The sequence below is a fragment of the Pseudoxanthomonas sp. JBR18 genome, assembly GCF_028198165.1.
Taxonomy (GTDB): Bacteria; Pseudomonadota; Gammaproteobacteria; order Xanthomonadales; family Xanthomonadaceae; genus Pseudoxanthomonas_A.
On record NZ_CP116339.1, the window covers coordinates 2,862,327 to 2,885,271 of the forward strand.

A 22,945-nucleotide genomic window follows, 5' to 3' on the forward strand; every position below is an offset into this window, starting at 1 on the left:
CCATGGCCCGTGATTGTCTGACCGTGGTGGTGGCCGCGCGCAACGAGGCGGAGGCCCTGCCGGCCTTGCATCCACGCCTTCGGGCAGTGCTGGTCCAACTGGAGGCCTTGGACTGGCGCGTGATCTATGTCGATGACGGCAGCCTGGACGCGACCTGGGAGGTCATGCAGCGCCTTGCGGAGGAGGACCGACGGGTCGGAGTGCTTCGGCTGTCGCGAAATTTCGGTAAGGAGGCGGCCTTGACCGCTGGACTGGATCTTGTCGCGCCGCACAGCGCCGTGCTGATCCTGGATGCCGATGGACAGGATCCGCCGGAGCTTATCCCCCAGTTCGTTGCCGCCTGGCGGGAGGGGTACGACAACGTGTTCGGCACACGGGTCGAGCGCGATGGCGAGACCTGGCTCAAGCGGTTCAGCGCACACGGCTTCTACCGGGTGATTGGACGCCTGTCCAAGACCCCGATCCCGGCCGATACCGGCGATTTCCGTCTGCTTTCGCCGCGTGTCCAGCAGGCACTCAAACAGTTGCGCGAGCGGCACCGGTTCATGAAAGGCTTGTTCGGCTGGGTGGGATATGGCCAGCGCGCCATTCCGTATCACCGCGAGGCGCGCATCGCCGGTCGCAGCAACTTCAGTGCCTGGAAGCTGTGGAACTTCGCCCTGGAGGGCATCACCAGCTTCTCCACCGCCCCCTTGCGGGCCGCCACCTATCTCGGACTGCTGGTGGCGGCGCTGGCCTTCATCTATGCGGTGATGATCGTGGTGCGCGCGTTGTGGCACGGCGATCCGGTCGCGGGTTGGCCCAGCATGATGACCGTCGTGCTCTTCTTGGGGGGGACGCAGCTGATCGCCCTGGGAATGATCGGGGAATACCTGGGCCGACTGTACGACGAGGCCAAACAGAGACCGTTGTATCTGATTGACCAGTGGAACCCGGCCAGCGAAGGCGTATCCTCCGGACCAACCGAGGCTACCGGAGCGTCCCATGCGCACGGTGAAGCAGTTGCTGGACGGCAAGACCGCTGAGCTGGTCGCGGTCGAGCCGCATGAAGCGGTGTTCGAGGCGGTTCGCAAGATGGACCGGCACGGTGTCGGGGCGGTGCTGGTGATGCGCGGTGAGGTGCTGGTCGGGATCCTGTCCGAGCGAGATTACGCGCGCAAGGTGGTCCTGCTGGAGCGCTCATCGCACAACACGCGCGTCGATCAGATCATGACCACGCAGGTCGTGACGGTCGAGCCGGGCCAGAGCGTTGCCCACTGCATGGAGGTGATGACGCGTCGTCGTTTCCGCCACCTGCCGGTGATCGACGAAGGGCGGGTGATCGGGGTGGTGTCGATCGGCGATTTGGTCAAGGCGGTGATCGAGGAGCAGCAGGCCGATCTGGACGCGCTGCAACGCTACGTCGCTTCCTGAAGCGTCACTTGGCGTACTGGCCGCCGCACTGGCTGTCCTGTCCACCACCCGGGTCGATCGTGGCCAGCAACGCTGCGGGCGGGGCGATGGTGCCCAGCGCCAGCGCGATCGCCCCGCGCAAGCCGAGCTTCTTCAGGTTGGGGCGGAACGACGGATCCTTGAAAGTGCCACCGATCTCCAGCGGCGTGCGGAAGCTCAGGATGCTGCGATCCTTCGGGCGCGGGGTCAGGGTCAGATTCAGTGATTCGTCCTTGAGATTGATCGAGCCCTCGCCCAGCACGATGGTGTCGGTGGTGTCGAATGCCATGGCACGACTTTGCATGAGCCCATCCTTGACGCCGAAATCAGCGAATGCGCACCGGATTGGGACCTGCTTGTCCTGATCGAAGAGGTAACCCAGCGACTGCGTCACATCCAGCCCGGCCAGTTCCACCAGAAGCTGCGGGAGATGGCCTTTGCCCATGCCGACGCCCAGCTCGCCGTTGGCGTTGGCCGCCATGGCGGCGATCGAATTGCCCGAAGTTTCGATGTTGATGCCGCCGCCAATGCGTCCGACGGCGTCCTCGGTCAGTTTTACCTGCGGAAACAACTGCCCCAGATTGAGCTTGCGCACTGAAATGTCGGCGCGGGTGCGAATCGTGGACTGGCGTGCGTCCATGCGAATGGTGGAGCGGATGTCGCCGCCAGCGACGCCGAAGTTGAGCGGCTGTAGCTGGAGTAGTCCGTCGGTCAGGCGCAGATGCGCGTCCATGTCGTCGATAGGAAGCTTGGGAGCATTGATACGCGCGGCTTTCCATCGCACGTCTGCATCCATCGAGCGCAGTTTGGACAGGTCGTAGCGCGTCTGGGGCAGGACGCGCGGGCTGGTGGCCAGCTGGGCGGCCCGATGGGTCTGTTCGGCGTTGCGGGTCTCGCCCGCGCCGCCCCTGGGCGGCGCGCCGACGAAGCCGGCCAGATCGTCGAAATCCAGGCGCCTGGAGGTCAGATCGGCCTCAAGCTTCAGACGCGGCCCGCCGGTGCTCACCGCCACGGCGCCGTGGAGGTCACTGTCACCCAGCGTGCCGCTGAAGTGGTCGTAGTGCCAGGTCGAGCCGGTCCGGGTCAGGGTGCCATCGAGTGCATAAGGCGGCGATGCCGGGATCGCTACGCCGATCAGGGGGTACAGGTCAGCCAGGTCCTTTCCGGCCAGCGACATGCGCAGGTTGAATCCGCCCAGATGTAGCGGGTCGATCAGCGTGCCTCGGGCGTGGGCCTTGGTGGCCCCCGCGGCGGCCCGCAGATCGATCAGGTAGGGTCGCTGCGTCTGGGCCAGATCCAGCGGGGACTGGATGCGCCCGGCCAGGGTGAAGGTGTTGGCCGCCCAGTGGCCACTGCCTGTCAGGTCGATTGGCGGTGCCTTGTACTGCGCATCGGGCTGCCCACTGTTGGCCTCAATGCGCAGGTCGGTCTGGTTGGGCGGATCCAGATAATGCAGGCGCGCGTCTTCGACGATGAGCGCGCCGATGCGCGGCATGGTCCCCTCCTCGTCGCGGCCGGCGGTACGGGTGTCTTCAAAGACCCAGTTGCCCCCTTCGCCGGCAGCGCGGTTCTGCAGCTCGATCACCGGGCGCTCCAGTCGGATCGCGGGAAGCACGACACGGCTGTGGAAGATCAGCTGCGGCACGTCCAGCTTGATCTCCAAGCGCTTGACGGTGGCCATATTCGGCGCGGTCTTGCTTGCCCAGTCGCTATTGCCCAGACGTAGACCGTCCGCGCGGACGATGGTGATCCGGCCCAGGTCGACATCCAGGTCGCCATCGATATGAAAGGCGCGGCCCGTGCGGGCCTCGACTGCGCGTTCGACAGGACCTTTGAACCAGTTCCAGTCCCACAGCAGGACCAGCAACAGGACGATCACCGCCAGGATGCCAAGCGCGGTCAGCAGCGGATGGGCGCGTGCGGGATTGCGTGGCGGGGAAGCGGCTGGGTCCATGGCCGTCACTATCTGTGGGCCAGGTGTTCACGGCCTGCGAAGACGCCTGCAGGTGTTCAGTCGTCCGTGTCAGGCTCGGGTCCGATCAGCCGCCGTGGTGCAAGCGCGGCACCAGCACCTGGCCGGTCACCGCCACGAAGTGGCACACGCTGCCGGCCAGCACGAACAGATGCCAGATCGCATGGAAATAGCGGACTGAGTCGCGCTGGTAGAAGTAGGTTCCTAGCGTATAGAACACGCCGCCGGCCAGCAGCCAGCCAAGCGTGAAGCCATCGACGGACTTCAGCAGCGGCTCGATGGCGATCACGACCAGCCAGCCCATTGCCACATAAATGGCTGTGGACAGCAGCTTGAAGCGCCCGGTGAAGAACAGCTTGAAGACCACACCGAACACGGCGATGGACCAGATCGCGGCAAACATGCCCCACCCCCAGGGCCCGCGCATGCCAATCAACAGGATCGGGGTGTAAGTGCCGGCGATCAGCAGATAGATCGCGCAGTGGTCGAAGATCTGCAGCCGCGCCTTGGCCATGGGGTGCTGGATGGCGTGGTACAGCGTGGAGGCCACATACAGCAGCAGCAGGGTGACGCTGAACACGATGGCAGTGCCGAGCTGCCAGCCATCGCCGTAGAGCGCGGCCAGGGTGATCAATACGGCGCCACCGGCCAGCGCCGCGACCGCGCCCAGGCCGTGGGTCAGGGCGCTGGCGATCTCGTCGCGCAGGTTGGTCTCGGGATGCGCCTGTAAAGCCATAGACCGACTTTAACGCAATCCATTCTCAACAACATGGCAGGCCAGCCCTGCATTGGCCCGGCTTGGTCGGCGAGACGGGCTCATGTTCAGCTTGCCTTGCGCCTGCGACCGCTCAGTCGGTGGCCACGCTGTAGGCGTGTTCGCGCGTGGCCGAGAAGCGCACGTCCGGTGCCCGTTCCTGGGCCAGCTGAAGATTGACCCGGGTTGGCGCCAGGTAGACCAGTTCGCCGGCCGCGTCGATGCCCAGGTTCATCGCGTTCTTCTCGCGGAACTCTTCAAGCTTCTTCTCGTTGTCGCAATGCACCCAGCGTGCGGTGGTCACCCCAACCGGCTCGAAGATCGCATCGACGCCGTATTCGTCCTTCAGCCGGTAGGCCACCACGTCGAACTGCAGGACGCCCACCGCGCCCAGGATCAGGTCGTTGCTCATCAGCGGGCGGAAGAACTGGGTGGCGCCTTCCTCGGAGAGCTGGGCCAGGCCCTTCTGCAGCTGTTTGAGCTTGAGCGGATCGCGCAGGCGCGCGCGGCGGAACAGTTCGGGGGCGAAGTTGGGGATGCCGGTGAAGCTTAAGGATTCGCCCTCGGTGAAGGTGTCGCCGATGGAGATCGTGCCGTGGTTGTGGATGCCGATCACATCACCCGGATAGGCCTCGGCGGCGATCTCGCGGTCGGAGGCCATGAAGGTCAGCGCGTTGGCCAGCTTCTGCTCCTTGCCACTGCGTACGTGAAAGGCCTTCATGCCGGCGGCAAAGCGGCCCGAGCACACGCGCATGAACGCCACGCGGTCGCGATGCTGCGGGTCCATGTTCGCCTGGATCTTGAACACGAAGCCGGTCAGTTTGCCTTCGGTGGGCTGCACTTCGCGCCCGGTGGTCGCGCGCTGCTGCGGGGCCGGAGCGTGTTCGACGAAGAAGTCCAACAAGGGTTGTACGCCGAAGTTGTTCACGCCCGAGCCGAAGAAGACGGGGGTCTGCTGGCCGCTCAGGTAGGCGTCCAGGTCAAAGGGATTGCTCGCCCCCTGGACCAGTTCCAGTTCGTCACGCAGGCTGGCCAGCATCTGCGGACCGATCCTGGCCTCCAGACCCGGGTCGTCGATCGACGGAAAGATGGTCGAATCCTGCCGGGTGAAATTGCGCCCTGGCTCGTACAGGTGGACCTCGCCGCTGATCAGGTGCACCACGCCCTTCAGGCGCTGGCCCATGCCGATCGGCCAGGTGACCGGCGCGCAGCGGATGCCCAGCACGGTCTCCACTTCATCGAGCAGTTCGATCGGGTCCTTGCCCTCACGGTCCAGCTTGTTGATGAAGGTCATGATCGGCGTGTCGCGCAGGCGGCAGACCTCCATCAGCTTGATCGTGCGTTCCTCCACGCCCTTGGCCACGTCGATGACCATCAGCGCCGAGTCCACCGCGGTGAGCACGCGGTAGGTGTCCTCGCCGAAGTCGGCGTGGCCGGGGGTGTCGAGCAAGTTGATGATCTTGCCCTCGTACGGGAACTGCATGACCGAGGAGGTCACCGAGATCCCGCGCTCCTTTTCCAGCGCCATCCAGTCCGAAGTGGCGTGGCGCGCGGCCTTGCGGCCCTTCACTGAACCGGCCATCTGGATCGCCCCACCGAACAGCAACAGCTTTTCAGTCAGCGTGGTCTTGCCGGCATCGGGATGGGAAATGATGGCGAAAGTGCGGCGGCGCGCGGCTTCGCGGGAGACTTCGGACATGGTCGTCGCGCCCGGGTGGACGCATTGGGGAATCAGGGAGCCGACAAGTATAGCGGCGCCGTGCGGCCGGGTTCAGCCGATCGGTGCGTCGGCCGCCAGCAGCGCCTCAAGCTGGCTGGCCGAAGCGCGCGCCATCGGGCGTGCATCGATCGCAGACAGGGGCGCCTGGCGCAGCGCCTGGCGCGGCAGGACGAGCAGATCGAAGTTCACGCCGTCGGCGACCAATTGCCACACCGTGACGTCGGCCTGCCGCGCCTGGTCCAGGCGGATGCGACGCGTGCGGGGATCGGCGGGGATGTGGTGGTCCTCGAGAAACCGCGAGATCGCGTCCTCGTCGTCGCTGTGCAGGTGCAACTGCACGCTCGACTGCCCATCGGCGGTGCCATCCAGCACCGGGCCAGCCAGGCGTGGGGAAAAGTCCGCGAAAAACGCCATCGCCTGGAGCGCTGCCGCACGCCGCGAGCGCAGCAGCCCGGCATGGTCGGGACTGGCGAACAGGCGCTGGTACTCGCGCAGCGCCTGTTCAATTTCCCGATTGGCCGGCAGAGACGCCTCATCCAGCATGCCCAGCCGACTGGCGGCCTTGCGCTTGGCCTGGCTGTAGTCGTTGATGCCGCCTTCGGCCATCAGGCGGGCAGCCTCCTGCGCCACGTGTCGGCGGCGCTGCGCCGTCTGGGTCTGCGCATGCTGGCGGGCGTGTGGCATCTCCAGCCTCAAATCGTCAGGGGCCACCGGACTCTACACGAGCCCGGTAATGACCCTGGTCAAGCGATCAGAAGATGTCGAACGCCGCCTCGTCCTTGCTGGGATCCTGGTCCTGAAGGTTTTCATCACCCTGCATGCGATCCAGATCTTCGACCTTGATCCACTCGGTCGCCCCGTTGCGCGTGACCTCGACCATGCCCTCGGGCGGGTCATTGGGGGTGATCGGCTTGTCCTTCAGGGCCACGCGCATGTAGTCGATCCAGATCGGCAGCGCCGCACGACCGCCGTATTCCTTGTAGCCGAGCGAGCGGAAGTTGTCCTTGCCCACCCAGACCGTGGTCACGTAAGGGCCGGCGAAGCCGGAGAACCAGGCGTCGCGGTGGTCATTGGTCGAGCCGGTCTTGCCGGCCGTGTCCTCGCGGCCAAGTACGTTGGCCGCCGTGCCGGTGCCGCGGCGGACCACGTCGCGCATCATCGACACGATCTGGTAGGCGGTGCGTTCGTCGATCGCGCGCGGAGCGACCTTGGTGCCCGGCGGCGGCTCGTCATCCTGGCTCGGATCCGACTTGGAGGTCGCCAAGGGTGCCGATGCGCTGGCCTGCGGATCCTGCATCGGACCGAAATTGAAGCCGTCCACCACCTGGCTTGGCGGCTTGGCATTGGCGCCATGGCGTCCGCAGGCACGGCAAGCCACGGCCGGGTCGGCCTGGAAGACCACCTTGCCATCGCGGTCGGTGACCTTGTCGATCAGCCATGTCTCCACCAGGGAGCCCCCGTTGGCCAGCACCGTATAGCCGCGGGCCATCGACAGCGGCGTCAGCGAGGCCGAGCCCAGCGACATCGACAGATTCGGTGGAAGCTCGGATTCCTCGAAGCCGAACTGGCTGATGTACTTGCGCGCGAAGTCCACGCCAATGGCGTCGAGCAGGCGCACCGACACCAGGTTGCGTGACTGCACCAGCGCCTCGCGCAGGCGCATCGGTCCTTTGAACTTGCCGTCGTCGTTGCCCGGGCGCCAGACATGCCCGCGCCGGTCGCGGAACACGACCGGGGCATCGAGCACGATGGACATCGGATTGAAGCCCTTCTCGAACGCCGCGGCGTACAGGAACGGCTTGAAGCTGGAGCCCGGCTGGCGACGGGCCTGTGTGGCCCGATTGAACTTGTTGGCCGCGAAACTGAAGCCGCCGACCAATGCGCGAATGGCGCCGCTGTTTGCATCCAGCGACACCAGGGCCGACTGGGCCTGGGGCACCTGATCCAATGTGTAGACGTATTCGGGCTTGGCGGCCGGATCGGTCTGCTTGTCCGACTCCTTGCGTTGGGCCGCGATACGCACCATGTCGCCGCGTTCGAGCAGCTTGGCCGGGGTACGCCCGGTCCACTTGCTGGATGAGGCGGGCAAGGTGATCAGCTTGGCATCGCGGGTCACCACCGTGGCGCTGCCGTCTGCTTCGGTGGAGGCGACGATCACCGGGTCCAGTCCGCCTTGGGAGACCTGGCCGGCCAGGTGGCTGGCCAGGGACTCGGCGTCGGCACCGGCGGTCACGTCGAAATGCTTCTCCGCACCCCGCCAGCCGTGGCGATGGTCGTAGGTTTCCAAGCCTTCACGGACGGCCTTGTCGGCGGCCGGTTGCAGCAGCGGGTCGATCGTCGTAGTGACGTGGTAGCCCTTGTTGAGGACATCGCCGCCGAACTTGGCGACCATTTCCTGGCGGACCATCTCGGCCACGTAGGGCGCGTAGACATCGATCGGGCGCTCGTGCGGCTTGGCGTGCTCGGGCTCGGCCCGGGCCTGCGCCGCCTGCGCCGAGGTGATGTAGCCATCCTCGAGCATGCGGTCGATGACGTAGACCGAGCGCTGGTGGTTGCGGACCGGATTGCTGAGCGGATTGCCGCTGGAAGGGAACTTCAGCGAGCTGACCAGCGTGGCGGCCTCGGCCAGGCTGAGTTCCTTGAGGGATTTGCCGTAGTAGAACTCGGCAGCGGCCGCCACACCGTAAGCCCGATTGCCGAAGAAGCTCTTGTTGAGATACAGCTCCAGGATCTGGTCCTTGGTGAGCATGCGCTCGATGCGCATGGCCAGCATCATCTCGGCCAGCTTGCGGGTGTAGCTGTATTCGTTGCTCAGGAAGAACTGTCGGGCGACCTGCTGGGTGATCGTGCTGCCGCCGGCCACGCGCCCATCCTTGGTCAGGGTCTGCCAGATCGCGCGGGAGATGCCCTTCGGGTCAACGCCGCCGTGCTCGTAGAAATTCGAGTCTTCGGCGGCGACGAAGGCGCGCCGGACCTGCACCGGGACATCCTCGATGTCCACCGGGTAGCGCCGATTCTCACCGAACACTGCGATCAGGCTGCCGTCGTCGGCGTAGACGTACATCGGCTCCTGCCACTGGACGTCGCGCAGTGACTGGATCGAAGGCAGCTTGGCAGCGATCGAGTAATAGAAGAAGCCCAAGACCGTTGCGCCGACAACGGCACCGACCAGGCACAAGACCAACGCCCAGCGCAGCAGGCGGCGAAAACGAGACATCCGGAGCATCCGATTGCACAATTCGTGGCACGGGAGTATAGATGCATCCCGAAGCAGGGGACGGCTTCTCCGGGGGAAACAAACACTTGGGGCATATCCTTAGAAAAAGGTTGCAAGCCGTGGCGTGCAGCTCCGGAGCGCTTGCAAGTTGTGAATAATTCATTATTAATGTGAGGGTGGGCTGAACTGGCCCATCAGTTCCGCAGGGCGGAAGGGGACACACCGTGGGGCTCATCCCGAAAAGTCAAGCTACGCTCGTGGGCGTAGACATCAGCTCGACTGCGGTCAAGCTGTTGCAGCTGGCGCGCGTCGGCAATCGCTTTCGCGTGGAACACTATGCTGTGGAACCCCTGCCGCCGAACGCGGTGGTGGAGAAGAACATCGTCGAAGTGGAGGCCGTGGGTGAGGCGATCCGTCGCGCGGTGACCCGGGCTGGCACCAAAGCCAAGAACGCGGCTGCGGCCGTGGCCGGGTCCGCGGTGATCACCAAGATCATCCCGATGCCTGCCGATCTGGACGAGAGCGAACTGGAAGCCCAGATCGAGCTCGAGGCCATCAACTACATTCCCTATCCCATCGAGGAAGTGAACCTCGACTTCGAGGTGCTTGGCCCGCTGCCGAGCAATCCGGAGATGGTCCAGGTGCTGCTTGCAGCCTCGCGCTCGGAAAATGTCGAGCTGCGCCAGTCCGCGCTGGAGTTGGGTGGCCTCACCGCCAAGGTGATGGATGTCGAGGCATTCGCCATCGAAAACGCCTTCGCGCTGTTGGCCGGCGACCTGCCGGTACCGCACGACGGCGTGGTGGCGCTAGTGGACATCGGGGCCACGATGACCACGCTCAATGTGATCCGCACGGGCCGGAGTCTCTACAGCCGTGAGCAGGTGTTCGGAGGCAAGCAGTTGACCGACGAGGTCATGCGCCGCTACGGCCTGACCTATGAGGAAGCTGGCATGGCCAAGCGCCAGGGCGGCCTGCCGGAAAGCTATGAGATCGAGGTGCTCGAGCCGTTCAAGGAAGCGACGGTCCAGCAAATCAGCCGGTTGCTGCAGTTCTTCTATGCCGGCAGCGAGTTCAACCGGGTGGACCAGATCGTGCTGGCGGGCGGCTGCGCCGCGTTGGCCGGGCTGCCTGAGATGGTCGAGGAGCAGTTGGGCGTGCCGACCATCGTGGCCAATCCGCTGGCGCAGATGACGCTGGGTCCCAAGGTGCAGGCGCACGCGCTCGCCCAGGACGCGCCGGCGTTGATGATCGCCACCGGCCTTGCCCTGCGGAGCTTTGACTGATGGCAAAGATCAATCTTCTTCCGTGGCGCGCGGAACGCCGCGTACAGCGCCAGAAGGAGTTCTACGGCATGCTCGGCGTGGCCGCGGCCGCCTCCGTGTTGCTCGCGCTCTTCATCTGGTTCTACTACAACGGCCAGATCGACGGGCAGAACGACCGCAACGCGTTTCTGAAGGGCGAGATCACCAAGCTCGATGCCCAGATCAAGGAGATCGAGGCGCTGGACAAGCAGAAGGACCGCCTGCTTGCGCGCAAGAAGGTGATCGAGGAACTGCAGGCCAATCGCTCGCAGATGGTGCACCTGTTCGATTCGCTGGTCAGGACCATTCCCGACGGCGTGGTGTTGTCGAGCATCAAGCAGGACGGGAACATCCTCACCCTGCAGGGCCGTTCCCAGTCCAATGCGCGGGTGAGTACCTACATGCGCAACCTGGAAGGCTCTGGCTGGATGACCAAACCCGACCTGTCGGTCATCGAAGCCAAGAGCGATGACAAGGCGGCGCCGGTCGCCTCGGCAGGGCGGGCTTTGCCCTACGTTTTCAGCCTCAAGGTCGAGCTGGCGACGCCCACCGAAACCGATCCTGCGACCGTGCCGGCGGATGCACCCGCGGCGGCCCAGCCCGCCACGCCTGACGCACAGCCCGCGCCCACCCAGACGCAAGGGACTCCCGCGTCATGAGCCAGAAGAAAGTCAAACTCAACGAGCTGGATTTCAACAACATCGGCGGCTGGCCCCAGAACTACAAGGTCGGGTTCTGCGTGCTGGTTGGCGTCCTGATCCTGCTGCTGGCCTACCTGCTGGTGTTTCGGGGCCAGCGCGAAGAGCTCGAAGGGCTGGAGAGTCAGGAAACCACCCTGCGCGGCGAGTTCGAGCAGAAGGCCGGACGCGCTGCCAATCTCGAACCGCTCAAGCAGCAGCTGGCGCAGATGGAACAGGTGCTGCAGCAGATGCTGCGGCAGCTGCCCAGCAAGACCGAGATGCCGGACCTGATCGTGGACATTTCGCAAACCGCGCTGTCCAGTGGCTTGACCAACGAGCTGTTCCAGCCAGGTCCGGAAACCCCGAAGGAGTTCTACGCCGAGAAGCCGATTGCCCTGCGCATGGTGGGGAGCTACCACCAGTTCGGTGCCTTCGTCAGTGGCGTGGCCTCGCTGCCGCGCGTGGTGATCCTGACGATGCATGACATCTCCCTCCAGCCGGTCGATCCCAAGGCGGGGCTCTCAAGCGGCAATCTCGAGCTTTCGGGCACGGTGAAGACCTACCGTTATCTGGATGAGGAAGAAACCGCGGAGCAGGAGAAGAAGGCTGGCACGCAACCTGCAGGAGGCCAGCCATGAGTCGTCCTTCTTCAATGCTCCGCGTCTGCGCCTGTGCTGCCACGCTGCTGGTCATGGTCGGCTGCACCCGCAGCATCACCAGTACGCCCGGCGACGCGCCGAATCTTGAGGATTGGGTTGCCAACGTGCGTGCGCGCCCTGCGCCGCCCCTGGATCCTCTTCCGGTGATGCAACAGTTCGAGACCTTCGAATATTCAGCGCAGAACCTGCGTGATCCCTTCAGCACCGCCTGGGGGGCGGCGTCGGACTCCAGTGGCCTGCGTCCGGATCCGAATCGGCGCAAGGAAACGCTCGAGCAGTACCCGCTGGACAGCCTGAAGATGGTGGGCACCATCGGGACTGGCGCAAGCCTGGTCGGCCTAGTGATGGGACCGGACAAGGTCACTTACCGCGTGTCGCCGGGGGCCTACATGGGCCAGAGCGATGGTCGCATTACCGATATCCAACAAGATCGCATCGATCTCGTTGAGCTGGTGCCGGACGGCGCGGGTGGCTGGCTGGAACGCCCAGCTGCCGTGACGCTTGATGATCAATGATTAGGGGATACACGATGACCGCTTTCAACGCTGACAGCCTGCGTCCCCTGCGGCGCCTGGCCACGACACGACTCTGTGCGCTGGCATGTGCCGTCGCCATGGTCGCCGGGCCAATGCCGGCCTTCGCCGCCCAGACCGCCTCGGTCGCGCCTGCAGCGCAGCGGAGCGCGGTCCAGGTATCCAACATCGATTTCCGTCGTGGGGACGACGGAGCCGGACGTCTCATTCTCAAGTTCGATCAGAAGGGCGCAACGCCCGATCTGCGAACGGAGAATGGCAAGATCGTGGTCGATCTTGCCAACGTCTCGATGCCTGCCTCCCTGCAGAAGCAGATGAATGTGGTGGATTTCGCCACACCGGTGCAGCGCATTGATGCGCATGCCTCTGGCAAGGGGGCGCAGTTGGTGCTCGACACGCGCGGCGCCGTAGACTCGCTGGCTTATCAGACCGAGGACCAGTATGTAGTTGAAATCTCGCCTCGCGCCGACAAGCCCGCGGTGGGTGCGGCGTCGGGTGCGGTGGCAGGCGCCGCCCAAATGGCGGCGGTCGGGGCCAAGATCTATTCCGGCAAGCCCGTGACATTCAACTTCCAGGATGTGCCGGTCCGCACCGTCCTGCAGCTGATCGCCGAAGAATCCAACCTCAACATTGTGGCCTCCGACACGGTGCAGGGCAGCGTGACCCTGCGGCTGGTGAACGTCCCGTGGGATCAGGCACTGGATATCGTGCTGCGCGCCAAGGGCCTGGACAAGCGCCGCGACGGTAACGTGGTCTGGGTTGCGCCGCAGCCCGAATTGGCCAAGTTCGAACAGGACAAGGAAGATGCGCGCATCGCGATCGAGAATCGCGAGGACCTGATCACTGACTACGTGCAGATCAACTACCACAGCGCTACCGAGATCTACAAGGCGCTGACGGAAGCCAAGGGAATTGGGGGGCAGAACGGTGGCGGGCAGGGAAGCCAGCAGGAAAATGGTTTCCTGTCCTCGCGTGGCCGGTTGGTCGCCGATGAGCGCACCAACACCCTGATGATCAGCGACATTCCGAAAAAGGTCGCGTCGATGCGCGAACTGATCAATGTCATTGATCGGCCGGTCGATCAGGTCCTGATCGAAGCTCGGATCGTGGTGGCCACCGATACATTTGCACGTGACCTGGGTGCAAAATTCGGCATCGGTGGTACGCACACCTATGGTGACAACGTTGCGACCATCGGCAGCGGAGCGACCGGCGGTGGTACGGCTGCTACGAGAGGGCTAAACGTTGATCTGCCAGCTGGTGGCTTCACACAAGGCGCAACGGCGCCGAGCTTGGCTTACACGCTTTTAGGGGCCAATTTCAATCTTGATCTGGAGCTTTCTGCATTGCAGCAAGAGGGACGTGGCGAAGTCATTTCCAATCCGCGCATCATCACTGCGAACCAGCGTGAAGGTGACATTAAGCAAGGTACCGAAATTGGTTACGTGACCATTACTGGAGGTACTAATGGAACTGCCGCGACGCCGAACGTCCAGTTCAAGGAGGCGTTGCTGGAGTTGAAAGTGACGCCCACCATTACTCATGACGGGCGCGTGTTCCTGAACATGTTCGTCAAGAAAGATGATGTCGCGGACTACATTGATCTTCCTAATTATGGTGTCGTGCCTACGCTGAATCGGCGCGAGATCAACACCGCGGTTCTGGTAGAGGATGGTCAAACTGTAGTAATTGGCGGTGTGTACGAATTCACGGACGATGCATCGGTGTCCAAGGTCCCCTTCCTCGCGGACATCCCCTTCCTGGGCAATCTCTTCAAGAAGCAGGGCAGGCAGAAGAACAAGGCCGAGCTGCTGATCTTTGTGACACCCAAGATCATTGCGGTTCGCCAGTAACGCGGGCGCAGTCAGCATTAAGAAAAGCGGGGCCCTCGCGCCCCGTTTTTTTCGTTTGGCTCAAGGCTGCGGCCTTGCCAAGCCGGCGCCGGGTTCGCCCGGAAGCCGAAGTCTTCGCTGAACGGGGGACTCAAGGTATGGTGAGGCACGGAACCCCACCGATCCTGGCAGGTCTGATACCGCGCCCGGCCTCGACCGCGAGAACTACATGGCTCATACCCCCAATGCCGTTTCCTCGACATCTTCACGCTCGTCGGAGACCACCGAAGAGCATCTGCACGCTGCTTTCAGCGCGCTGCGGAACTCGCTGGCACAGACGATCGTCGGACAGCAGTCGCTGGTGGATCGTCTGCTCATCGCGCTGCTGGCCGATGGCCATTTGCTGGTGGAGGGCGCGCCGGGTCTGGCCAAGACCATGGCGATCCGCGCGCTGGCGGCGCGGCTGGAAGCCGACTTCGCACGTGTCCAGTTCACGCCTGACCTGCTGCCGGCCGACCTGACCGGGACGGAGGTCTGGCGCCCGCAGGATGGGCGGTTTGAATTCCAGTCGGGCCCGATCTTCCATCCGATCCTGCTGGCCGATGAAATCAATCGCGCCCCGGCGAAGGTCCAGTCCGCACTGCTCGAGGCGATGGGCGAGCGCCAGGTGACGGTCGGGCGTCATACCTATCCGCTGCCACCGTTGTTCCTCGTCATGGCCACGCAGAATCCGATCGAGCAGGAGGGCACCTTCCCGCTTCCGGAGGCGCAGCTGGATCGCTTCTTGATGCACGTCAAGATTGGCTACCCCGAGGCTTCCGCGGAGTCCGAGATCCTGCGGCTGGCGCGCGCCCGGGCGCGTGACGCGCTGGAGCCGGCTACCGAACACCTGGAACGGCTTTCGCTCGAGGACGTCTTTGCCGCGCGGCGACAGGTGCTGGACCTGCACATGGCGCCGCAACTGGAGCGTTATCTCGTCGAACTGGTCCTGGCGTCGCGTGATGCCTCCCGGTACGACGCCGCCCTCGGGCGGCGCATCGCCTGGGGCGCCAGCCCGCGTGGCTCGATCGCGCTCGAGCGATGCGCACGCGCGCATGCATGGCTGGCAGGCCGCGATTACGTCACGCCCGAGGACGTGCGTGCCATGGCGCCGGATGTGCTGCGGCATCGCGTCCTGCCCAGCTATGAGGCGACAGCGGAAGGCTGGGATGGCGCGAGGCTGGTGGAGGCGCTGATCGAGCGCGTCCCGCTGCCCTGAGTCGGCGCGGCCTGCGGCATGGCCGTGGCGCGTTGGCTGCTTTCACTCTTTCGACATCCTGCTGAGCGGGTGCCTGTCACCCGCCGGAGACTTCCGCGGTTCGATGGCTTTGCAGATCCCGACATCGAAGAAAGGCGCCGCACCCGCGCCTGGAGCAGGCGATGGCCTTCGTCCGACATTGGCCGAGTTGGTCCAGTTGCGGACGCTGGCCCAGCGCCGGCCGGCCGCACGACGCGGAAGCCATCACCTGACCGGGCCGGCCGCCTCGCCGCTGCGTGGGCGCGGGATGGAGTACGCCGAGTCGCGTGAATACGTCGCGGGTGACGACGCCAGGCATATCGACTGGCGGCTCACGGCCCGCAGCGGCAAACCTCACACCAAGCTCTTCCAGGCCGAGCGCGAGCGGCTGACCCTGGTGGTCGCCGATACATCGCCGGCGCTGTATTTCGGCACGCGCGTACGATTCAAGTCAGTGCAGGCGGCACGTGCCGGTGCGCTGGCGGCCTGGGCGGCGGTTCGCGATGGGGATCGGATCTCCATCCTGCGCGGGGCGTCGCGTGAGGCGCCCGTCGCACCGGCGTCCGGGACGCGCGGGGCGCTGCGCGTGCTGGATGCGCTGCACCGCTGGTACAGCGAGCCGCCGCAGGATGATGCGGGGCTCGGCTCGGCCCTCGAGCATGCGCAGCGTGTCCTGCGTCCGGGTTCACGGCTGGTCGTGCTGGCCGATCCACGCAGTCTGATGGACATTCCCGAGGTGCGCTGGCCGGCGCTGGCGATGCATCACGAGGTCGTCGTCCTGCTCTTGACCGACGCCATGGAGCAAGCGCCTCCCAAGGCCTCGCTGCCTTTTCATTCTGGGGAGCACCGGCTGGAGCTGGACCTGGGCAATGCGACCCAGCGGCAGCGGTGGAGCCGTGAATTCGTACAGCCGCTGCATGCGGCCCTGGAACGCCTGCCCACCCGGGGCGTGAGGGTATTCGCGCTCCGCGCCGATGCCGCATCCGATGCCTGGCTCCCACTGCTGGGGCGCGCACCCGCGCCAGCCACGGCATGAGTCAGGCTTCGCCCACGTTGGTGCTGCGCGACGTGCACGTGCCGCAAGGCCCGGGCTGGTGGCCACCGGCGCCGGGATGGTGGCTGGTCCTGCTGGCGGTGCTGCTGCTCGTTGTGCTGCCGTTGGCCGTGCTGGCCTGGCGCAAGCGACGCCAGCGCCGTTGGGCCGAATTGTTCGATACCCAATGCCATAGCGCCCTGGCACCGCCGGCACAGGTGGCCGCGGCCTCCGAACTGCTGCGCCGCGCTGCCCGGCGTGTCGATCCTGGCGCCGACCGGTTGCAGGGAGATGCCTGGCTGCAGTTCCTGGATGGGAAGGGAAGCAAGGCAGGTCACCCATTCAGCCAGGGCGAAGGCCGCCTGTTGCTGGACGGTGGCTACCGACGGCGCGTCGATCCGCGCCAGCTTGAAGCCCTCCGTGCCCTGGCCCGGGGGCGGTTCCTGCAGCTGATGCGGGGGCGCGCATGAGTCCGATCGAACAGTGGGTCCAGGCCTTCCAGCTGGGATTTGGCGGGTTTGCCTGGCCCTGGATGTGGCTGGCGCTGCCGTTGCCCTGGCTGGTCGCCGCACTGCTGCCCGCCGTGCGCAGCCAGTCGCCGGCGCTGCGCGTGCCCTATGGCGATCGCCTGGAGGGGATTGCGGCCACCGGGGCGGTGGCGCGCCGTTTCCGGGTCAACTGGTTCGCGGCCCTGGCGTGGCTGCTGCTCTGCGCCGCCGCGGCACGCCCCCAGCAGTTGGGCGAGGCCATCACGCCGCCCCAGGCCGGGCGCGACCTGATGCTGGCGGTGGACCTGTCCGGCAGCATGCGCGAGCCGGACATGGAGCTGGGCGGACGTGCGGTCGATCGTCTGACCGCCGCCAAGGCGGTGCTGGCCGACTTCCTGGACCGGCGCATCGGTGACCGTGTCGGCCTGCTGGTGTTCGGCAGCCGGGCGTATGCGGTGGCGCCGCTGACGCTCGATCGGGATTCGGTGCGCAGCCAGCTGCGCGACACCGTCAGCGGACTGGCCGGGCGCGAGACAGCGATCGGAGACGCGATCGGTCTGGCGGTCAAGCGGCTGAGCAAGCAGCCGGCCGGCCAGCGGGTCCTGATCCTGTTGACCGATGGCGTCAACACGGCAGGGGCGCTGGATCCGCGCAAGGCGGCCGAACTGGCCAAGAACGAGCATGTGCGCATTCACACCATCGCGTTTGGCGGCAACGGCAGCGGCATGTCCATCTTCGGGATGCGCCTGCCTTCGCAGGGCGATGACGACATCGACGAAGACACCCTGCGTGCCATCGCCAGTACGACGGGCGGGCGCTTCTTCCGCGCGCGCGATACCGAGGAACTGGTGGGGATCTACGCCGAGCTGGACAAGGTTGAGCCGATCGCACGGCCCGGGCGCGCCGTGCGCCCGCGGATCGAGCGCTACCCGCTTCCGCTCGCGCTTGCGCTGGGATTCGGGCTGGTTGCGCTGGGCTGGCGAGGGCTGAGGTCATGAACGAGCGCGGGTCTTCCCTGGTCCAGGCACTCGGCGATTTCCATTTTCTGCGGCCGTGGTGGCTGCTGGCCTTGCTCGTCTTGCCCGTGCTGTGGTGGTTGTGGCGCCTGACCCAGCAGCGGGCCAATGCGTGGCGCGGCCTGGTCGATGCCCATCTGCTGGCGCACCTGCAGGTCGGCGGCGGACGCAGGCAGCGGTTGACCCTGGTCGGCTGCCTGCTGGCCTGGAGCCTGGGCGCACTGGCGATGGCCGGGCCCACTTGGCGTCAGGCCGAACAGCCGTTGTGGCAGACGCGCGCGCCCCTGGTCATCGCGCTGGACCTGTCGGGCAGCATCAACGCCAACGACCTGCCGCCTTCCCGGCTGCTGCAGGCGCGGGCCAAGCTGGCCACGCTGCTGCGTGAGCGCGCCGGCGGTCAGGTGGGGCTGGTGGCCTACGCGGGGCAGCCCTTCACCGTGGCGCCGCTGACCGACGATGCCGCCAACGTGGCGTTGTTCCTCGATGCGCTGCAGCCCGGGATCATGCCCGTGCCAGGCAACGATGCCCGCCAGGCGATTGCCTGGTCGCAGGGCCTGTTGCGCCAGGCGGGATTCGATCAAGGGCAGATTCTCCTGCTGACCGACCATGCCGATGACAACGCCGAGGCCGCGGCGCGGAGCGCGGCGGCTCGGGGTTACAGCGTGTCGGTGATGGGCCTGGGCACCGCCGACGGCGCGGCCTATCGCGATGCCGACGGGCAGATCGGGCGTGCACGTCTGGATGCGGCCTCCCTGCAGCGGCTGGCATCGGCCGGTGCGGGGCGCTACACGCCACTGACCAGCGACGATCGCGACCTGAAGCTGCTCGGCGTGCTCGATCCACAATCCGAGGACGCGCGCGCCGCCCACGGTGAGAAGGGAACGTCCTGGCTGGACCAGGGCTACTGGGTGCTGCCGCTGTTGATGCTGCTGTGCCTGCTGGCCTTCCGCCGGGGCGGAGTACTGGCGGTGCTGGCGCTGTGCGCGGTCTTGCCGATGGCCTTCCCGGCGGGGGCGGTGGACTGGTGGCAGCGGGCCGACCAGAAGGCCCAGGCCAGGATCGAGCAGGGGGCGCAGGCCTACCGCCGGGGCGATTTCGAGACCGCTGAATCGAAGTTCCGCGGCCTGCCGACAGCCGACGGGCTTTACAACCGTGGTAACGCGTTGGCCAAGCAGGGGCGCTACGACGAGGCCATCGCCGCCTACGATGCTGCCTTGAAGCAACAGCCTGGCATGGAGGACGCCATCGCCAACCGCGCGGCGGTCGAGGCGGCGCGCAAGCGCCAGCAGCAGTCCGGCGACGGGCAGGGCGGCCAGGGCGGAAAGGGGGGGCAAAAGCCTCCACCGCAAGGCCAGAACCAGCAACAGGATGGCAAACAGGGCGCCGACAAGACCGGCGCGCAGGATCGCTCCGAAGGGAATTCGAAACAGCAGGATCCCAAGGGCGGCGAACAGGATGGCAAACAGGGCGATCCGCAGGAGGATCCAGCCAAGTCCGAAGCCCAGCGCCAGCAGGAGCAGCAGTCAGCCGACGCGGCCCAGCGCCAGCGCATGGAGCAGGCCATGCAGCAGGGTCAGGGCGAGCAGGATGCCGACAAGGCCGCACAGGCAAACGGCAAGCAGGAAACCCCGGCCGAGCGCGAGCGGCGGCAGGCAACCGAGGCCTGGTTGCGGCGCGTCCCCGATGATCCGGGCGGGCTGCTGAAGGCCAAGTTCCAGCTTGAGTACGAAAGACGCCAGAGGGAAGGACAATGATGCGACCGGTGACCCCCATGCCGCTCCGCCGCCAGCGGGCGCACGGCATCGTGCGGATGCCGGTCGTAGCGCTGCTGGTCCTGCTCTCGCTCCTGGTCTGCGCGGCGCCCGCCCTGGCCGAAACCCGTGCCTGGCTGGATCGCTCGCGCACCGTGCTGGGCCAACCGGTGGTGCTCAACATCGAGAGCAGCAAGGACATCGGCCAGCCGGACATGACGCCGCTGCAGCGCGACTTCGATGTCGTCGATACCTCCAGTAGCCGGCAGGTGGAGATGGTCAACGGGAGGATCAACCGCTCGACCCTGCTGGCCATCACCCTGCAACCGCGCCGGACCGGCGAGCTGACCGTGCCACCGCTGGAATTCCAGGGCGAGCGCACCCCTCCCCTGGGCCTGCGCGTGGCCGACGCGCCGGCGGCGCAGCCGGGCAGCAGCAATGCCTACATCGAGACCGAAGTCGATGACCTCACGCCGTACGTGCAACAGACGGTCGGGGTCACGCTGCGGCTGTTCTACGCGGTGCCGCTGGTGTCGGGACAACTGGACATGGATCCGCCCAAGGGCACCTCGCTGCAGCGGGTCGGGGATGACGTGCAGTCCACCAAGGAAGTCAACGGGCGTCGCTACAACGTGGTCGAGCGGCGGTTCCTGCTGGTGCCCGACCGCAGCGGCACGCTCACCTTGCCGGCGGCGCGGTTTACCGGGCGCGCCGCTGGCGGTGGCTTCTTCGACAGCATGCTGGGCATGGGCCAGCGCAGCGAACTCAATGCCGTCGGGCAGTCTCAGACGCTCCACGTGCAGCCGCAGCCTGACCAGGCGCGACAGCCATGGTTGCCGGTCTCCGATCTGCGCCTGCGCTATGCCACCGCACCGCGTGACCTGACCGCCGGGCAGGCGAGCAGTTTCGTGGTCCAGGCCACCGTGCGCGGTGCGACGCGAACGCAGCTGCCGGACCTGCCGATCCCCGACGTCCAGGGCGCGCAGGTCTTCGCCGAACCGGCCACGTATGAGGAGCGCTTCGACGGTGCGACACCGGTGGTAGAGGTGACGCGCAAGTATTCACTGGTGCCCAACGGGGCCGGGAAGCTCGTCCTGCCGGGGTTGAAGATGGACTGGTGGGACGTCAAGGCCGACCAGGCGCGCACCTCGGCGCTGCCCGACATGACCCTGCAGGTGGCGCGTGGCGCCGGCAGCTTCGCCAACGCCACCCTGCCGCAAGCGGCGCCTGCGCAGGCCGCGGAAGATGCCCCCGCACCGGAGGCCAGGACGCAAGCGATCCCCATGCCCAACGCCGGTGGCGACCTGTCGCGGGGGGCGGGCAACGCGCGGATCTGGATGCTGTTCGCCGTGCTGTTCGCGCTGCTGTGGCTGCTGACCCTGGGCTGGATGCTGTGGCGCGCCCGCACCGGGCAGGGGCCGTTGTCGCGGATCGCGCCGGCGTTGGGCTTGCCGGTCGCCGCCACGGGGCCAAGGCCGACCCATGGCTTGCCCGACCTGCGCAAGGCGCTGGATGCCGGCACCCTGGAAGAGGTGGCCGAGGTGCTGCGCGGCATGGCCGCGCCGCCCGCCGCGGATCTGGATCGCCTGACCGAGGCGCTGGCCGATCCCGCCCAGCGGGCGGCGGTCGATGCGCTGCGTCGCGCGCGCTGGGCCGATGGCGATGGGCCGGCCGCGCGCGCGCGACTGCGCGACGCGTTCGCGCGTGGCCCCCAGTGGAAGGCGCAAGGCGCCAAGGCGGGTGACGCGCAGCTCCCGCCGCTGTACCCCGGCGGCGACTGAGCGTTCGCGCGCACGATTGACGCGCTCACCCGCCCGACGGAGTGGGGCACCCTGTAGGCTTCCGAGGCGGCTCCAGCGGCGGGCAGCTCCTTGCTAAGCTGCGCGGATACCTTCCAGGAGCGCCGGATGTCCGTTTCCCCTTCTTCGCCCAAGCGCGGTCTTGAACTCCACTGGCAGATGGCCATCGGGTTCGTGGTGGGAACCGTGGCCGGCCTGCTGGCCAATTTCTATTTCGCCAACGCCGGCTGGCTGGAGACGCTGACCCAGTACGTCACCGACCCCATCGGCCAGCTGTTCCTGCGCCTGCTGTTCATGCTGGTGATCCCGCTGGTGTTCTCGGCGCTGGTGCTGGGCGTGGTGGAAATCGGCGATCCCAAGTCGCTGGGGCGCATCGGCCTGAAGACGTTGCTGTGGATCCTGCTGGTCACCACCATCGCGGTGACCATCGGTCTGGTGGCGGTCAACCTGCTGCAGCCGGGCCACGGCCTGCCCGAAGCGCAGCGTGCGCTGCTGATGGAGGCCGGGGCCCAGCGCGGCGGCGAAATCGTGGCCAAGGGCCAGTCCAACCCTTCCGGGATCGAACTGCTGCTCAACATCGTGCCCAAGAACCCGATCGCCGCCGCCGCCAATGGCGAACTGATCTCGGTGATGTTCTTCGCGCTGATGTTCGGCATTGGCGCCACCGTGCTGCGCACCCCTGGTGTCAACACCTTCGTCGGCGCCTGCCAGGGCGTCTATGACATCTGCCTGCGCCTGATCGAGTGGGTCATCAAGCTGGCGCCCTACGCGGTGGCCGCGCTGCTGTTCAGCATCACCGCCAAGCTGGGGTTCGAGGTGCTGGTCCAGCTGGCCCGTTTCGTCGGCACGGTGCTGCTGGCCTTGGGCGTGCATTTCTTCATCGTGTTTCCGACTCTGCTGTGGTTGTTCTGCCGGGTCTCGCCGCTGGCGTTCTGGCGCGGCGCGCAGCCGGCCATCCTGACCTCGTTCTCCACCTCGTCTTCCAGCGCCACGCTGCCGACCTCGCTGATGGTGGCCGAGGAGCGCCTGGGCGTGCCGCGCCAGGTGGCGCGCTTCGTCTGCACCCTGGGGGCGACGGCCAACATGAACGGCACGGCACTGTTCGAAGGCATCACCGTGCTGTTCCTGGCGCAGTTCTACGGCGTGCATCTTGGGCTGGGACAGCAGGTGATGATCCTGGTGCTGTGCGTATTCGGTGCGATCGGAGCGGCTGGCGTGCCGGGCGGTTCGCTGCCGGTGATCGCCATGATCCTGGCGATGTTCGGCATCCCGCCGGAGGGCATCGGCCTGATCCTGGGCGTGGACCGGCTGCTGGACATGTGCCGCACGACGGTCAACGTCACCGGGGACATCGTCGGTTCGATGGTGGTGGCCAAGGGCGAGCCGGCGCACCATGAGATTTCCGTGGAAGAGGAACTGCGGGCCGGCGCCTAGCGGCCGCAAATCCGCGCCGCCCCGGTCCTCATGTGACCTTCCGGGGCGG

19 protein-coding genes are annotated in these 22,945 nt (G+C 66.3%); 14 read left to right on the forward strand and 5 right to left on the reverse strand.

The window, feature by feature from the left end; translation table 11 throughout:
• The first annotated feature begins 2 nt into the window (after window positions 1–2).
• Together PJ250_RS12835 and PJ250_RS12840 are read left to right on the forward strand one after the other, a co-directional pair.
• Complete coding sequence (locus tag PJ250_RS12835) at window positions 3–1,025, forward strand: glycosyltransferase family 2 protein (RefSeq protein ID WP_271644962.1); 1,023 nt, start codon at window positions 3–5, stop codon at window positions 1,023–1,025.
• Window positions 985–1,413 carry a CBS domain-containing protein gene (locus tag PJ250_RS12840; protein ID WP_271644963.1) on the forward strand — a complete coding sequence of 143 codons (429 nt, stop codon included), beginning with the start codon at window positions 985–987 and terminating at the stop codon, window positions 1,411–1,413. Before PJ250_RS12835 ends, PJ250_RS12840 begins: the two co-directional genes overlap by 41 nt.
• 4 nt (window positions 1,414–1,417) lie before the next feature.
• Here the strand turns inward: PJ250_RS12840 and PJ250_RS12845 are convergent, their stop codons facing one another.
• The 5 genes from PJ250_RS12845 to PJ250_RS12865 form a co-directional block, all read right to left on the reverse strand.
• A complete protein-coding gene (locus PJ250_RS12845) occupies window positions 1,418–3,385 on the reverse strand; it encodes an AsmA family protein (RefSeq protein WP_271644964.1) in 1,968 nt (655 codons plus the stop codon).
• A gap of 85 nt (window positions 3,386–3,470) precedes the next feature.
• Window positions 3,471–4,139 carry a PAQR family membrane homeostasis protein TrhA gene (locus tag PJ250_RS12850; protein WP_271644966.1) on the reverse strand — a complete coding sequence of 223 codons (669 nt, stop codon included), beginning with the start codon at window positions 4,137–4,139 and terminating at the stop codon, window positions 3,471–3,473.
• Window positions 4,140–4,251: 112 nt separating this feature from the next.
• Complete coding sequence (locus PJ250_RS12855; protein ID WP_271644967.1) at window positions 4,252–5,856, reverse strand: peptide chain release factor 3; 1,605 nt, start codon at window positions 5,854–5,856, stop codon at window positions 4,252–4,254.
• Between the two features lie 72 nt (window positions 5,857–5,928).
• Window positions 5,929–6,561, reverse strand: coding sequence for a hypothetical protein (locus PJ250_RS12860; RefSeq protein WP_271644968.1), 633 nt, complete (start codon window positions 6,559–6,561; stop codon window positions 5,929–5,931).
• A gap of 67 nt (window positions 6,562–6,628) precedes the next feature.
• Window positions 6,629–9,094 (reverse strand): penicillin-binding protein 1A, encoded by a 2,466-nt coding sequence (locus tag PJ250_RS12865; protein WP_271644970.1) that lies wholly within the window; start codon window positions 9,092–9,094, stop codon window positions 6,629–6,631.
• Window positions 9,095–9,318: 224 nt separating this feature from the next.
• On the opposite strand from PJ250_RS12865, the gene PJ250_RS12870 reads away from it, so the two are divergent.
• From PJ250_RS12870 to PJ250_RS12925, 12 genes are all read left to right on the forward strand, one after another.
• Window positions 9,319–10,377 (forward strand): pilus assembly protein PilM, encoded by a 1,059-nt coding sequence (locus PJ250_RS12870; RefSeq protein ID WP_271644971.1) that lies wholly within the window; start codon window positions 9,319–9,321, stop codon window positions 10,375–10,377.
• Complete coding sequence (locus PJ250_RS12875) at window positions 10,377–11,054, forward strand: PilN domain-containing protein (protein ID WP_271644972.1); 678 nt, start codon at window positions 10,377–10,379, stop codon at window positions 11,052–11,054. Before PJ250_RS12870 ends, PJ250_RS12875 begins: the two co-directional genes overlap by 1 nt.
• Entirely contained in the window at window positions 11,051–11,713 is a 663-nt protein-coding gene (gene pilO, locus PJ250_RS12880) for a type IV pilus inner membrane component PilO (protein ID WP_271644974.1), read from the forward strand. Before PJ250_RS12875 ends, pilO begins: the two co-directional genes overlap by 4 nt.
• Before the next feature lie 14 nt (window positions 11,714–11,727).
• Window positions 11,728–12,249, forward strand: a complete 522-nt coding sequence (locus PJ250_RS12885) for a pilus assembly protein PilP (protein ID WP_271648630.1) — start codon at window positions 11,728–11,730, stop codon at window positions 12,247–12,249.
• A gap of 14 nt (window positions 12,250–12,263) precedes the next feature.
• Entirely contained in the window at window positions 12,264–14,120 is a 1,857-nt protein-coding gene (locus tag PJ250_RS12890; protein ID WP_271644975.1) for a type IV pilus secretin PilQ, read from the forward strand.
• Between the two features lie 208 nt (window positions 14,121–14,328).
• Window positions 14,329–15,357 carry an AAA family ATPase gene (locus PJ250_RS12895; RefSeq protein ID WP_271644976.1) on the forward strand — a complete coding sequence of 343 codons (1,029 nt, stop codon included), beginning with the start codon at window positions 14,329–14,331 and terminating at the stop codon, window positions 15,355–15,357.
• Between the two features lie 103 nt (window positions 15,358–15,460).
• Window positions 15,461–16,411, forward strand: coding sequence for a DUF58 domain-containing protein (locus PJ250_RS12900; protein ID WP_271644977.1), 951 nt, complete (start codon window positions 15,461–15,463; stop codon window positions 16,409–16,411).
• Window positions 16,408–16,878 (forward strand): DUF4381 domain-containing protein, encoded by a 471-nt coding sequence (locus PJ250_RS12905; protein ID WP_271644978.1) that lies wholly within the window; start codon window positions 16,408–16,410, stop codon window positions 16,876–16,878. Before PJ250_RS12900 ends, PJ250_RS12905 begins: the two co-directional genes overlap by 4 nt.
• A complete protein-coding gene (locus PJ250_RS12910) occupies window positions 16,875–17,894 on the forward strand; it encodes a vWA domain-containing protein (RefSeq protein WP_271644979.1) in 1,020 nt (339 codons plus the stop codon). The genes PJ250_RS12905 and PJ250_RS12910 overlap by 4 nt, the downstream gene beginning before the upstream one ends.
• Complete coding sequence (locus tag PJ250_RS12915) at window positions 17,891–19,666, forward strand: VWA domain-containing protein (RefSeq protein WP_271644980.1); 1,776 nt, start codon at window positions 17,891–17,893, stop codon at window positions 19,664–19,666. Before PJ250_RS12910 ends, PJ250_RS12915 begins: the two co-directional genes overlap by 4 nt.
• A 17-nt stretch (window positions 19,667–19,683) precedes the next feature.
• Window positions 19,684–21,444 carry a BatD family protein gene (locus tag PJ250_RS12920; protein WP_271644981.1) on the forward strand — a complete coding sequence of 587 codons (1,761 nt, stop codon included), beginning with the start codon at window positions 19,684–19,686 and terminating at the stop codon, window positions 21,442–21,444.
• Window positions 21,445–21,570: 126 nt separating this feature from the next.
• The gene (locus PJ250_RS12925; protein WP_271644982.1) at window positions 21,571–22,896 is read left to right on the forward strand and encodes a dicarboxylate/amino acid:cation symporter; all 1,326 of its coding nucleotides are present in this window, start codon (window positions 21,571–21,573) and stop codon (window positions 22,894–22,896) included.
• Window positions 22,897–22,945: the final 49 nt, after the last annotated feature.

Bases quoted from the DNA above. Each gene is read 5' to 3' on its own strand.
- PJ250_RS12835 (WP_271644962.1), top strand. From the start codon at position 3: ATGGCCCGTGATTGTCTGACCGTGGTGGTGGCCGCGCGCAACGAGGCG.
- PJ250_RS12840 (WP_271644963.1), top strand. From the start codon at position 985: ATGCGCACGGTGAAGCAGTTGCTGGACGGCAAGACCGCTGAGCTGGTC.
- PJ250_RS12845 (WP_271644964.1), bottom strand. From the start codon at position 3,385: ATGGACCCAGCCGCTTCCCCGCCACGCAATCCCGCACGCGCCCATCCG.
- PJ250_RS12850 (WP_271644966.1), bottom strand. From the start codon at position 4,139: ATGGCTTTACAGGCGCATCCCGAGACCAACCTGCGCGACGAGATCGCC.
- PJ250_RS12855 (WP_271644967.1), bottom strand. From the start codon at position 5,856: ATGTCCGAAGTCTCCCGCGAAGCCGCGCGCCGCCGCACTTTCGCCATC.
- PJ250_RS12860 (WP_271644968.1), bottom strand. From the start codon at position 6,561: ATGCCACACGCCCGCCAGCATGCGCAGACCCAGACGGCGCAGCGCCGC.
- PJ250_RS12865 (WP_271644970.1), bottom strand. From the start codon at position 9,094: ATGTCTCGTTTTCGCCGCCTGCTGCGCTGGGCGTTGGTCTTGTGCCTG.
- PJ250_RS12875 (WP_271644972.1), top strand. From the start codon at position 10,377: ATGGCAAAGATCAATCTTCTTCCGTGGCGCGCGGAACGCCGCGTACAG.
- pilO (WP_271644974.1), top strand. From the start codon at position 11,051: ATGAGCCAGAAGAAAGTCAAACTCAACGAGCTGGATTTCAACAACATC.
- PJ250_RS12885 (WP_271648630.1), top strand. From the start codon at position 11,728: ATGCTCCGCGTCTGCGCCTGTGCTGCCACGCTGCTGGTCATGGTCGGC.
- PJ250_RS12890 (WP_271644975.1), top strand. From the start codon at position 12,264: ATGACCGCTTTCAACGCTGACAGCCTGCGTCCCCTGCGGCGCCTGGCC.
- PJ250_RS12895 (WP_271644976.1), top strand. From the start codon at position 14,329: ATGGCTCATACCCCCAATGCCGTTTCCTCGACATCTTCACGCTCGTCG.
- PJ250_RS12900 (WP_271644977.1), top strand. From the start codon at position 15,461: ATGGCTTTGCAGATCCCGACATCGAAGAAAGGCGCCGCACCCGCGCCT.
- PJ250_RS12905 (WP_271644978.1), top strand. From the start codon at position 16,408: ATGAGTCAGGCTTCGCCCACGTTGGTGCTGCGCGACGTGCACGTGCCG.
- PJ250_RS12910 (WP_271644979.1), top strand. From the start codon at position 16,875: ATGAGTCCGATCGAACAGTGGGTCCAGGCCTTCCAGCTGGGATTTGGC.
- PJ250_RS12915 (WP_271644980.1), top strand. From the start codon at position 17,891: ATGAACGAGCGCGGGTCTTCCCTGGTCCAGGCACTCGGCGATTTCCAT.
- PJ250_RS12920 (WP_271644981.1), top strand. From the start codon at position 19,684: ATGCCGCTCCGCCGCCAGCGGGCGCACGGCATCGTGCGGATGCCGGTC.
- PJ250_RS12925 (WP_271644982.1), top strand. From the start codon at position 21,571: ATGTCCGTTTCCCCTTCTTCGCCCAAGCGCGGTCTTGAACTCCACTGG.